Source organism: Vibrio sp. 10N.222.49.C9 (assembly GCF_041474985.1).
In the GTDB taxonomy this organism is placed as follows: domain Bacteria; phylum Pseudomonadota; class Gammaproteobacteria; order Enterobacterales; family Vibrionaceae; genus Vibrio; species Vibrio crassostreae_C.
Window position 1 is genome coordinate 1 of sequence record NZ_JBFRVD010000007.1, and the last position, 12,468, is coordinate 12,468.

General features: G+C 44.9%; 9 protein-coding genes and 1 pseudogene. All 10 read right to left on the bottom strand.

Annotated elements, in window-relative coordinates:
• Positions 1-284: 284 nt before the first annotated feature.
• The 10 genes and pseudogenes from AB4585_RS01740 to gltB all read right to left on the bottom strand — a co-directional run bounded on the left by AB4585_RS01740 (position 285) and on the right by gltB (position 12,256).
• Positions 285-596 carry a hypothetical protein gene (locus AB4585_RS01740; protein WP_102428212.1) on the bottom strand — a complete coding sequence of 104 codons (312 nt, stop codon included), beginning with the start codon at positions 594-596 and terminating at the stop codon, positions 285-287.
• Positions 597-709: 113 nt separating this feature from the next.
• The gene (locus AB4585_RS01745) at positions 710-985 is read right to left on the bottom strand and encodes a hypothetical protein (protein ID WP_017066511.1); all 276 of its coding nucleotides are present in this window, start codon (positions 983-985) and stop codon (positions 710-712) included.
• Positions 986-1,653: 668 nt separating this feature from the next.
• Positions 1,654-2,163 (bottom strand): annotated as a pseudogene (locus tag AB4585_RS01750) (IS5/IS1182 family transposase); the annotation flags it as partial.
• Between the two features lie 248 nt (positions 2,164-2,411).
• Positions 2,412-3,029 carry a TRIC cation channel family protein gene (locus AB4585_RS01755; protein ID WP_016789753.1) on the bottom strand — a complete coding sequence of 206 codons (618 nt, stop codon included), beginning with the start codon at positions 3,027-3,029 and terminating at the stop codon, positions 2,412-2,414.
• Positions 3,030-3,103: 74 nt separating this feature from the next.
• Entirely contained in the window at positions 3,104-3,973 is an 870-nt protein-coding gene (btuF, locus tag AB4585_RS01760) for a vitamin B12 ABC transporter substrate-binding protein BtuF (protein ID WP_372169274.1), read from the bottom strand.
• Between the two features lies 1 nt (position 3,974).
• Positions 3,975-4,928, bottom strand: a complete 954-nt coding sequence (locus tag AB4585_RS01765; protein ID WP_372155307.1) for a cobalamin biosynthesis family protein — start codon at positions 4,926-4,928, stop codon at positions 3,975-3,977.
• Positions 4,929-4,938: 10 nt separating this feature from the next.
• A complete protein-coding gene (mtnN, locus tag AB4585_RS01770) occupies positions 4,939-5,634 on the bottom strand; it encodes a 5'-methylthioadenosine/S-adenosylhomocysteine nucleosidase (RefSeq protein WP_372155305.1) in 696 nt (231 codons plus the stop codon).
• Positions 5,635-5,761: 127 nt separating this feature from the next.
• Positions 5,762-6,193 carry a DUF1499 domain-containing protein gene (locus tag AB4585_RS01775; protein WP_372155303.1) on the bottom strand — a complete coding sequence of 144 codons (432 nt, stop codon included), beginning with the start codon at positions 6,191-6,193 and terminating at the stop codon, positions 5,762-5,764.
• 170 nt (positions 6,194-6,363) lie between these two features.
• Entirely contained in the window at positions 6,364-7,776 is a 1,413-nt protein-coding gene (locus AB4585_RS01780) for an FAD-dependent oxidoreductase (protein ID WP_372072700.1), read from the bottom strand.
• 16 nt (positions 7,777-7,792) lie between these two features.
• Positions 7,793-12,256, bottom strand: coding sequence for a glutamate synthase large subunit (gene gltB / locus AB4585_RS01785; protein WP_372155301.1), 4,464 nt, complete (start codon positions 12,254-12,256; stop codon positions 7,793-7,795).
• Between the last annotated feature and the right edge of the window lie 212 nt (positions 12,257-12,468).

A 12,468-nucleotide genomic window follows, 5' to 3' on the forward strand; every position in this document is an offset into this window, starting at 1 on the left:
TGATTTGATCAACAACGCCGTGTTGCCCCAAAAAATCATGAAAGTGGCTAAACATGGTAAAATTAATTTTATATATTTCATATAAGATATCACCATAGGCTTTATATTATTTAAAGATTTACGGTGATCTTTTTAAATATATTTTTCATAGCAATAGGTAGTGACCAAAAATAATTTAGATAATTTTGGTCACCATATGTTATTTAAATTTTGATAAAAAAGCTTGAACTATGTCATTTGATAATCGATTGTTCTATTTTGTGTTTTAAATTAATAGATTGAAATTAGTCGAGAGGGGTAATTGTCTCTTTACCATCAAAGTCAAAATAACCTGATTCAGAAATTGCCTCTTCAATGCCAAAGTCTTTATTTGCTACTGTGATAGATACATCGCAAAAGTATGATGTATTTCTAACATTAGGGTGTTTTTTCTTTGAGCAGTTGATTTTATCGATGGTCGTTTCTACAAGCCCCATAGTAGCTCCAGTTGCTTCAATGATGCCTTGTTCAACAAGAGACTCAACTTTTTTCGAGTCGTTGCCACAGCCAGTTATAAGAATAGTAGCAAGGCTAATGGTGAAGATTCTAATCGTCATGATGGTAACTTTAATATTAGTTAAAGGTCTTTATTTAAGTCGTCAGTTTGGCTTTGACTAGCCACTAAATCAAACTATTGAGTGTATATATTTTGCGATTGCTCTTGCAAAGACTAGGCTTGGCTTTCCGCTGTATCCAATACTTTGTTGTTAAACTCTTTTGTGCCTTTGTAACCCATAAATAGTGCTACAGCCCAAATGATGAAACTAATTGGAGATGCAATCACGGTAATTGCACATACAATAGCAATGATTAGATTAATAATACCCCACATGACGCTTCCTGCGTACATTTGACCAGCACCTGGAATAAAGAAGCCAAGTGCTAAGGCAACAATTGGGTTCTTCATGTTGTTCTTAAGTCTAGCTTCTTTAATTGAGTCGTTCATTTTAATCCCCTAATTAGTGTTTGTGTTCTAAAAGGTTAATCCACGTAGAACAATTAAGTCAAATGCATTAATTGTTTCACTTTTATTTTATTTTTGTTAATTGTCATGGAAGTGTAATAAATTATATTTGTAATAAAAAGTTCTGTCAGGTTTTTTACGTACAACCATTCCAATGTCAATAATTTATTTTGGGTGATTTCTATTTCGTGATTAAAGGTTAATAACCATCTCAATTGCTCGATAATTGATCGCCAAGCAGATGCGTACTGTTTCTATAAACTCAGTTTCTATGGGCTAGTTGAGTTTTAAAAGTGCTTTTTCGAACACTTATGTCTGATTGACTTTTGAGCGCGTCATTGTAGCCATGCGCAAATTGAGTTTGCACTAGAAACCATTTGTAACATAATTTATTGGTGCCGATGAGCGTTCCATTTTTGTGATGTTTGTTCAGATTTTTATCGATGGGTTTATTTTGATTGAGTGAGCTTATGGTTGTAGATAAGGAACTTTAACTAGAAAGTTTGATGGCGGTCACTTTTTTTACTAACCAGATGGTAAGTTTTTTTGTGAGAGAGTGTCTAATTGATTCTTTTTGTTGCAATTTGAGGTTTGTAATCTTCGAACTTAACCAGTTTTTCGGCGTGATAATGAGGTGAATTTCAATATAATCATATATTAACGACAAGATTTGCCCCTTGAACGTTGTAATATCTCAAGCTTAATTGACCACTGAATAGCCCTTTATATCGCGGCATTGCGATTTCAGGTAGTGATAACCAAGCTTGGCTTTCCACTCCGTTATAATCCCATTTTTCAGAGCTGTTACTCTTTCATTTCTGGGATGTCCGTCTTTCCAAAGTGCTGAATTTTTGTGTCGTAAGTCTCCCCCCTCTGAGACGGCGCGGATCTTTCTACGTAAAGAAATAAATAATGTTGGCATCACCTCATTATCGCCAAGCTTTACAAGGCTAATCTAATAACTAATGGCTTCGTGGATATCAACGTCAAAGCTTACGCTATGTTCTCTGCTTTTCGAGCCATGTTTTTCATCTTTTACTCACTCTCTCTAAAGGTCCTGAGTTCTGTTGAGTCTATGGCTATGTGGTGAGCAGCACCTTTATATTTATTCCAATATTTAACTTTACCGTTTGTGAGCGATAGCTTATACAGGTGTAATTAAGGGGGGGGGGGGCTAACCTCAATCCCCCCACTTATTTATCTTGGTTCGACTGACTTGGAGATATTTTGCAATTTGTGTACGAGAGAGGCCTCTTAAACGTGTGCGAGTAAACGCACACAAATCAATGATGAAAATTGGAAGGGATTGGTATTTCGTAGCAGGTCATTTCGTGAAGGCTGCTTAGTTCACACTAAAATGTAGATGATAGAGGCCCCTTTGCGGAGCCTTTCACTTTGTAACGATAGCTTATTTGATGGCGAAGGTCGGCAATGATAAATGCCAACGAATAGCGCCAAGCCTGATCAATAGTGTTGAGAACACGCCGGCCAGAAATGCAGTTTCTGAATCGTGCCCCATGCTGATCGCCATGGTATGGAAAGCGCCACCAATGATACAAGCGGTCGCGTAGACTTCACTTCTTAGAATCATTGGCACTTCACGGGCAAGCACGTCGCGGATAATACCGCCACCGCAACCGGTGATGACACCCATGATGATCGCCACTAGTGCTGAATCTTGATAGATAAGTGCTTTTTCTACACCAATGCCAACAAACACCGCTAGGCCAATCGCATCACATACCGGCAATATCCACCAAGCCAGACGTTTCGGGCGTCTTACAATAATCATGGTCAGCAAGCAGGTGGTAATGATGACCCAAAGGTAGGTGGTATCGGTGATCCAAAACACGGGAGTTGCACCCAATGCCATGTCACGAATTGTACCGCCGCCAATCGCGGTTACACTGCCTAAAACAGCGACACCAAAGGGATCCATCTTAAGACGGCCAGCGACAAATACGCCTGAGACAGCAAAAATGGCAGTGCCAAATAAATCGATAATATAAAGCAGCATGGAGTCCATGATACTGGTGCTCTTATGGTTGAAATTGTAGGGACAGGTCGGTGGCGAATTGTACGAAAAAACGCAGCAAATAGTTAGTGATTTTGCCTAGCTCTATCGAAGAAATCGCATACTTGTTGGATCGCTTTCAAAGTTCTCGTCGTCGGGCGATTAATCCAGTCAGAGTTGAGTGACCAAATCTGATTTTGAGCGACTGCTGGGATCTCATCTTCCCATGTTTGCCACATGGTTCCATTCTCAATTGCATGCTGAGAAGTGAAGATCACTTGCGGTTTCCTTAATACAACTTGCTCAATGCCAACTTGCGGGTAAGGGGAAGCACTGTCTTCGAAAATATTGTGACCGCCACAAAACTCAAACACCTCACTTGGCCAGTGTCCTTGAGCAACAGTGATGATTGGCTTCTCACTGAGCTGATAAAAGTAGTCTACGGGTTCGGCATCTTTATATTTTAGTCTCAATGCGTTGAGTTGTTCTTTGTATTGCTTGGCATTATTTTCGCCAATACTCGGATCACTGGAGTATTGGCTGAGTTGTTCAATATTGGTCGCAATGCTGTCTAGGCTTTTAGTTTTCGAGTAGTAAATATTAAAACCAAATTGCTTTAGTTTCGCGAGTTCTCTGGGCGGGTTTCCAGCTGGCCACGCAAGAATCAAATCAGGCTGAAGTGCGATGATCTTCTCAACCTTGATGCCTTGATAGTTTGCTACTTTTTCAAGCTTATCGGCTTGTGGTGGGTAATCACTTCGTTCACTTACGGCGACAAGGTTGTTACCTAAACCTGCGCTGTACGCGAGTTCAGTGGCATGAGGAGCAAGGCTGACCACGCGTTGAGCCGGCTGTACTTGTTCTTGAGTCAGTGGTGCTTCTTCTGCAAATGATAAAGGCAGCCATAAGCTGGAAGACAAAATAGTAAGGCTTGTAACAAGTGCTGAAGGTTTCACTCTAAATCCCTTGGTGAATAAATAGTAAGGCTAGGCTTTGTAAAAAGATCCAGATAGCGATGCGACCAAAGAGTAGTTTCTGAACCTGAGATAGATGCAGAGCTGACGGTGCGATTCTTCCGCCTAATTTCGCGCGAATGGCTTTGGTGTTGTCGTAAATCGCAGGGCCACCTAATGATAACTCCAGCTTGTTGCCAACGGCCGTGATCAACCAGGCAGGGCCGGGCAGTGGCCAAGAGCGACTTTGGACTAACATCATCTTGAACGTGTGAGACGCTTTATCACCACATACAATCATCAAGGCAAATAAGCGCATTGGTATAAATTCTAGAATCGCGACTATCTTGATTGCCGTTGATCCAAATGGAGAGAACTGCTTACGGCTTGGTGACCACGCTCGCGCTAATTCGACAATCAGGCGATACATTAAAGCGGCGATTCCACCACCAATGGCGTACCAGAATAAAACACAAACCACATTACGAGCGTAACCCATGATTATGGTTTCTGTGGCGGCTTTGCCGAGGCCAAGTGACGAAAGTGATTCGGTCTGACGATTGATAATCGGAGCCAGTAACTGACGAGCGGCCGCTTTATCTTCTCGACCAAGAGCTTTGATCAGTTGGTTAGCCAGCTTTTCATTATTGCGCCAATCAATCGCGAGTAATAACAGTGCCAATTCAAACAGTTGAGATTGCCAAACCAATGGTTGCAGTGCCAAGAGAATAACCAGAGTTGGCAGTACCATTAACCCCCAGGCTAATGTGCCTGAGATTAAGCTTTGGGAATAGTTGTGGTTGTTATTAACCTTGGTTGCTAAAAGTTCAGCAAACTTATGCCATAAGGTAGTGGGGTGTGCGGCATGGGGGATAGGTAAAATTAAATGAAAAAGCAGTGCTCCCCACATCACAAGGAGCACGCCATTTGCAAATACCTGATCAAACAGTGTTTGCATGTCTAGTCGCTTACTTTAGTAGGGCAACCATCTTGATAACCATTTCAGAAGAGCTTTGCGCTGCTAGTGGCAGGAACTCTTCGAAGCTCATTGGTGATTCTTTGTCTGCAACATCAGAGATTGCACGAACAACCACGAATGGTACTTGGAATTGGTGACAAGCTTGAGCGATAGCCGATGCTTCCATCTCTACAGCAACAACAGATGGGAAGTGCTTGCGGATGAATTCTTGGCGTTCTGCTGTGCAAACAAATGCGTCGCCAGTACAGATAAGACCGCGAACGGCATGCTTATCTTCCATTTGTGCTAGAGCTTGTTCAGCAACAGCCATCAGTTTGTCGTCAGCTTTGAACGCTGCAGGCTGACCTGCCATTTGGCCGATTTCGTAACCGAAAGCTGTAACGTCTGCATCGTGGTGACGAACTTCAGTTGAGATAACCACATCGCCAAGGTTCAGTGTTGAATCAAAACCGCCAGCAGAGCCCGTGTTAAGAACGACATCTGGTTGGTATTCGCTTAGTAGGATTGAAGTACCAATAGCCGCTGCTACTTTACCAATGCCAGATTGAAGCAAAACAACGTCAACACCATTTAGCTGACCAGAGAAAAAGGTACAACCGCCTTTATTAACTTCAGTAATGTCTGAAATTGCTGCTTTTAGGATCGCAACTTCTTGCTCCATTGCGCCAATGATGCCGATTTTCATGTGTAGTCTCTTAATAAATAATATTTAAACAGTAGAGCGAAATTGTAGCATGGATAAGAAGTGTCGAGCGACTGCCCAGAGGCACTTCTCATCCGAATAGTAGCGATTTATCTGCGTATTCTTTTATCTATTTGATTAGGCCTTCGCTTTTCAAGCTAGCACGAAGTTGTTCAGCTCGTTTTCGGTTTACGCCAAAATCAGAATGGCCAGTACGAGACTCTGAACGTACGATCAGTTTGCCATCGGTGATTTTAAGTTCTAAGTCATCGACAAAACGCATGATGCGAGAGGTGCATTCAACACGCAGATAATCTTCTTCTGTTTTACTCGCGGTTTTCGACCCTGGTAAGGTGAGTGCAACCTGCTCAATCGCATCTAGGTTTGCTGAATCTGATAACTCAAATGCGGCCAATGCATGCTGCTCACGATCATCTTGAGTTGATACGCAATTTGGTTTGTCTCCACAAGGTGATGAAGTTCTGTCTTTCATGTCCGTGATTCCTTGGCTGCAAGCGGTTAACGTTAAAAGTGATAGCGAGAGGAGAGCGGCTTTTTTCATAGTGTTTCCTATGGCTTGTTTTTAATTCTAATTGTAGTTATCGGCATTGGTTTGTCTGCGATTGTTTTACGTATTTTTGTTGTGCTTGTGATAAACGTATCTAATTCAAAAAAGGATCCATAATTGGATCCTTTTTTATAGTAACGAACTGAGTAATAAAGGAAACCTAATCACACTTCTAAGTAATCTAATATCCCTTCCGCGGCTTTGCGGCCTTCATCGATAGCGGTCACCACTAAGTCAGATCCTCGAACCGCATCACCACCTGCAAAGATCTTGCTGTTGGTGGTTTGGTATTGAAACTCTTGTTTGTTAGGAGCCTTGATGCGACCCCACTGATCGAGCTCCACACCGAAAGGTTCTAGCCATTCCATCGCATGAGGTTGGAAACCAAATGCCATGATAACGGCATCTGCTTCAAGAACATGCTCACTGCCTTCGACAGGTTCTGGACGACGACGGCCTGCTTCATCAGGCTCACCCAAAGCGGTTTTCACGAATTTCACACCAACCACATGACCAGCGCTGTTAAGCTCTAAGCCGATAGGTTGTAGGTTGAACTTGAACTTCACCCCCTCTTCACGTGCATTTTTTACCTCACGGCGAGAACCTGGCATGTTGGCTTCATCTCGGCGGTAAGCACACACCACATCTGCCGCATTCTGACGAATAGAGGTTCGAACGCAGTCCATCGCCGTATCACCACCACCAAGCACGACGACTTTCTTACCTTGCATATCGATAAATGGGGTTGGGTTTTCCAGTTCCATGACCTTGTAGGTATTAGAAATCAAGAATGGCAGAGCATCATAAACGCCCGGTGCATCTTCGTTGTCTAAACCCGCACGCATGTTTTTATAGGTGCCGACACCAAGGAAAACAGCGTCGTAGTCATCGACGAGTTGCTGAAGTTGTACATCTTTGCCGACTTCGGTATTCATTTGGAACTCGACGCCCATCTCGCTAAAGATACGGCGACGATTTTCCATGATGCCTTTCTCAAGCTTGAACGATGGAATACCAAACGTCAGTAGGCCACCGATCTCCGGATAGCGGTCAAACACAACGGCTTTTACGCCATTACGAACTAGGATGTCAGCCGCCGCTAGACCTGCTGGCCCCGCACCGATGATCGCGACCTTTTTATCAGTCCACTCAACGTGAGACATGTCAGGCTTCCAACCCATCTCAAAGGCTTTGTCGGTAATGTACTTTTCAATATTGCCAATGGTTACGGCACCGAAATCGTCATTGAGGGTACAAGAGCCCTCACACAAGCGGTCTTGAGGGCAAACTCGACCGCAAACCTCAGGCAGGCTGTTGGTTTGGTGAGACAGTTCAGCGGCTTCGATAATGCGCCCTTCATTGGCAAGCTTAAGCCACTGAGGGATGTAGTTGTGAACAGGACATTTCCATTCACAGTATGGGTTACCACAGTCTAAACAACGGTCTGCTTGCGCTTTCGCTTGCTGTTTAGTGAAAGGTTCGTAGATCTCTACAAACTCAATCTTACGTATCTTGATTGGTTTCTTCGCTGGGTCTACGCGATTCACATCAATAAATTGGTATACATTCTGGCTCATTATTGGCTCCTTCCAATTATTGCGCTTGAACACGAAGTTCAGCTGAGCTGCGGCTTTGGTGGCCGAGCAAGGTGTTCAGATCCGCCGTCTTTGGCTTCACTAGGTAGAACTTTGGAATCCATTCATCAAAGTTCGCCAGAATAGCTTCAGCGTGTACTGAGCCAGTCTCTTCTAAGTGCTCTGCAATTAAGCCACGCAGATGTTCTTGGTGGATAAATAAGTCAGACAGAGAAAGTGCCTCGACCGACTCGTTATTTACTCGACCTTGGAAGTCTTCGTTCTTATCCATGACATAAGCGAAGCCACCTGTCATACCCGCACCGAAGTTGACGCCAGTTGCGCCAAGAATGGCAACAATACCGCCGGTCATGTATTCACAGGCGTTGTCACCAGCGCCTTCAATCACAGCAACCGTACCTGAGTTACGTACGCCAAATCGTTCGCCAGCCGTACCAGCTGCAAACAGCTTGCCTCCAGTTGCGCCATACAGACAGGTGTTGCCTATGATGGTCGCTTCGTTACAAGTAAATGCGGTGCCTTGGTGAGGCTTGATAACCACTTTGCCGCCAGCCATGCCTTTGCCAACATAGTCATTGGCATCGCCTGTTAGGTAAAGCTCAACGCCGCCTGCGTTCCAAACCGCAAAAGATTGGCCTGCTGTACCGTCGAGATATAACTTGATTGGTGAACCTGCCATCCCTTGGTTGCCGTATCGCTTAGCAATTTCACCAGAGATACGAGCACCAATCGAGCGGTCTGTGTTGATCACGTTGTAGTAAAGGCTGGTGGATTGACGTTTCTCAATTGCATCGAGTGCATCATCCAGAATCTGCTGGTTGAGCTGAGCTTTATCAAATGGTGCGTTTGGCTCGGTCCAAAACAGTGGGTGACCTTCTGGAGATACCGGAGCTTCGAGTATTGAAGAGAGATCGAGCTTGTTCTGTTTCGCGGTGAGGCCTTGAACGGCTTCAAGTAAGTCAGTACGACCAATCAGGTCCGTGAGTTTTTCTACGCCGAGTTCTGCAAGGTATTGGCGAACTTCATCGGCTAGGCCTGTAAAGTAGTTCACCACCATGTCTGGCAGGCCTTTGAAGTATTCGCGGCGTAGTGTTTCATCTTGAGTCGCAACACCCGTCGCACAGTTGTTTAGGTGACAAATTCGTAAGAACTTACAACCCATTGCGACCATTGGCGCGGTACCAAAACCAAAGCTTTCTGCACCGAGAATCGCACCTTTAATCACATCAAGGCCAGTTTTTAAACCACCATCGACTTGCAGGCGGATCTTATGACGAAGCCCGTTAGCAACCAGTGCTTGTTGAGTTTCTGCTAAGCCAAGCTCCCAAGGGCAACCTGCGTATTTTACCGAGGTTAGAGGGCTTGCCGCGGTACCGCCATCGTAGCCAGAAATGGTGATCAGATCGGCATAGGCTTTCGCTACACCAGTTGCAATCGTGCCTACACCCGGTTCCGATACTAACTTTACTGAAACCAAGGCTTTAGGGTTCACTTGTTTAAGGTCGAAAATCAGCTGCGCTAGATCCTCGATAGAATAAATATCGTGATGTGGAGGAGGGGAGATCAGTGTCACCCCTTGAACTGAATATCTCAGCTTAGCGATTTCTGCGGTAACTTTATGGCCGGGCAGTTGACCACCTTCTCCAGGCTTCGCACCTTGCGCGACCTTGATCTGCAAAACATCCGCATTGGTTAAGTAATGTGGCGTCACACCAAAACGACCGGAAGCTATCTGCTTGATACGAGAGTTACGGTCAGTACCAAAGCGTCGAGGGTCTTCACCACCTTCACCAGAGTTTGAGTAACCACCCAAGCGGTTCATCGCCATTGCTAATGCTTCATGCGCTTCTGGGCTCAAAGCACCGATCGACATTGCCGCAGAGTCGAAGCGTTTAAACAGATCGCTGTTAGGCTCGACTTGCTCTAGTGGTAGAGGCTGATCGGCTTTTTTGAGGCTCATTAAGTCGCGTAACATCGCAGCTGGACGAGCATTTACTTGCTTAGCAAAAGAGAGATAATCCGATGTCTCACCTGTTTTTACTGCAGTTTGCAGAGTGCCAACCACATCAGGGTTATAGGCGTGATATTCGCCGCCGTGTACGTATTTGAGTAAACCACCGTGCTCGATTGGCTTACGCTTAGTCCAGGCTTTACGAGATAAGTTATAGATATCTTGCTGGAAATCGCTAAAGCTTGCGCCTTGGATTCGAGTGGTAACTCCGCGGAAACAGAGCTCAACAACATCGGAATGAAGGCCAACGGCTTCGAAAAGCTGTGAACAGCGATAAGAGGCAATGGTTGAAATTCCCATCTTCGACATGATCTTGTACAGACCTTTGTTGATGCCGTTTTGGTAATTTTGCATTGCGGCACGATAATCTTTATCTAAAGAGCCATCATCCAACATTTTACCTAATGCTTCATAAGCAAGGTACGGGTAAACCGCAGTCGCACCGAAGCCAAGTAGCACTGCGAACTGGTGTGGGTCACGAGCTGTTGCTGTCTCAACAACGATGTTGGCATCACAACGCAGGTTGGTATCAGCAAGCCTTGTTTGCACCGCACCAACCAACATGGCTGCAGGGATCGGTAGTTTTCCTTTCTCTAAACCTTTGTCCGACAGCACAACTAAAACCGCACCTTCGCTGACTTCTTGTTCGGCGCTATCACATACTGCTTTGATTGCTTGTTCTAGATCTTGGTTATTCGGGTCGTAGTGCATGCTGAGAATGACATGACGATAATGTTTTTGACTCAACTGCAGAAGCTGCTGCATGTCTGAGTAAAGCAGTACTGGTGAATCAAACGTGACACGATAGGCGTGACCGTCTGTTTCACAGAACACGTTCATCTCTTTACCAATACTGGTCGCCAAAGACATCACGTGTTTTTCACGCAATGGATCAATCGGTGGGTTGGTGACTTGTGCAAACTTTTGACGGAAGTAATCAGTGACCAAGCGTTCTTTTGAAGAGAGCACAGCCATTGGCGTGTCGTCGCCCATTGAGCCTACTGCTTCTTGCCCCATATCACCAAGCACACGCAGCACTTGGTCGGACTCTTCGTTGCTCATCGCAAACTGTTTTTGGTAGGTCTTGAGCGTATCATCGTCAAAGCTACGCTTACCCACTTGGTCATCTTGCAGCGCAGAAAATGGCGTTAACTTGTGAACGTTCTTTTCCATCCACTCTTTATATGGGTGGCGGCCTTTGAGGTCATTGTCGATCTCATTAGATTGCCATAGCTTGCCGCGGCGAGTATCTATGACGAGCAATTCACCTGGGCCGACACGCCCTTTCTCTGCCACTTCATCTGGCGCGTAGTTCCAGATACCGACCTCAGATGCCAAGGTGATCAGGTTGTCTTTGGTGATGACATAACGCGCAGGACGCAGGCCATTTCTATCGAGGTTACACGCAGCGTAACGACCATCAGAAAGTACGATACCTGCAGGGCCATCCCACGGTTCCATGTGCTTGGAGTTGAAGTCGTAGAATGCACGTAGATCTGGGTCCATATCTGGGTGGTTTTGCCAAGCGGGCGGCACAAGCATGCGCATCGCTCGGAACACATCCATACCACCGGCAAGGAACAGGTCGAGCATGTTATCTAGGCTTGATGAATCTGAGCCTGTCTCATTCACAAAGGGTGCGGCGGTTTGTAAATCTGGCAGCAACGGCGAAGAGAATTTATAGGCACGAGCCTTAGCCCATTGTCGGTTACCTTCAATGGTATTGATCTCACCATTGTGCGCTAAATAGCGGAATGGTTGAGCCAGTGGCCAACGTGGCTGAGTATTGGTTGAGAAACGCTGGTGGAACAGACATATCGCCGATTCCATACGTAAGTCAGCAAGATCGAGGTAAAATCGCGGAAGATCAGCCGGCATACACAAGCCTTTGTAAACCATGACTTGTGTTGAAAGGCTACAAATATAGAAACCTTTGTCTTCGGTGATCTGTTTTTCAATTCTGCGACGAGCGATATAAAGGCGTCGTTCAATATCGCGTTCACGCCAACCCGCGGGGGCCGAGATAAACACTTGCTGAATATTGGGAACTGAATCTTTGGCAATCGGACCTAATACGTCGGTGTTGGTCGGTACTACGCGCCAACCTGCAACCGTTAAGGTCTCTTGAGCGAGCTCTTTATTGACGATGTCTTGCGCGGATTGCGCTTTGATTGGATCTTGGCTGAAGAAAATCATGCCGACAGCGTATTGCTTGCCGAGCTTGAAGTTATTCTCTTCAGCAATAATTCTGAGATAAGAGTCAGGCTTCTGTAGTAATAAGCCACAGCCATCCCCGGTTTTACCATCCGCAGCGATACCACCACGGTGTGTCATGCGATCGAGGGCTGAAATAGCAGTTCTTACCAACTTATGACTAGGTTGGCCTTCCATTTGCGCTATTAAACCAAATCCACAGTTGTCTTTTTCAAGACTAGGATCATATAGAGCCATTGCAATTCTCCCTTTTGCTTCTCTGTCATCCAGACAGTAAATGACTAACTATTCATATACTTGTTGTTTTTTATAAACTGATAGTTTGCTTTAGCCAGTTAAAACGTTATTGGTTGTGTTAACAAAACCGATTGATTTTATTTTCATCAGCTTTACAACGTATAGCTAATTGTGTTTAAGGTCAAGTTCATGGTTAATTATCATGCATAAAC

What these genes read in the sequence shown, in the direction of transcription:
- AB4585_RS01775 (WP_372155303.1), bottom strand. Translation starts at nt 6,193, where the DNA reads ATGAAAAAAGCCGCTCTCCTCTCGCTATCACTTTTAACGTTAACCGCT.
- AB4585_RS01745 (WP_017066511.1), bottom strand. Translation starts at nt 985, where the DNA reads ATGAACGACTCAATTAAAGAAGCTAGACTTAAGAACAACATGAAGAAC.
- mtnN (WP_372155305.1), bottom strand. Translation starts at nt 5,634, where the DNA reads ATGAAAATCGGCATCATTGGCGCAATGGAGCAAGAAGTTGCGATCCTA.
- AB4585_RS01765 (WP_372155307.1), bottom strand. Translation starts at nt 4,928, where the DNA reads ATGCAAACACTGTTTGATCAGGTATTTGCAAATGGCGTGCTCCTTGTG.
- AB4585_RS01780 (WP_372072700.1), bottom strand. Translation starts at nt 7,776, where the DNA reads ATGAGCCAGAATGTATACCAATTTATTGATGTGAATCGCGTAGACCCA.
- AB4585_RS01755 (WP_016789753.1), bottom strand. Translation starts at nt 3,029, where the DNA reads ATGGACTCCATGCTGCTTTATATTATCGATTTATTTGGCACTGCCATT.
- AB4585_RS01740 (WP_102428212.1), bottom strand. Translation starts at nt 596, where the DNA reads ATGACGATTAGAATCTTCACCATTAGCCTTGCTACTATTCTTATAACT.
- gltB (WP_372155301.1), bottom strand. Translation starts at nt 12,256, where the DNA reads ATGGCTCTATATGATCCTAGTCTTGAAAAAGACAACTGTGGATTTGGT.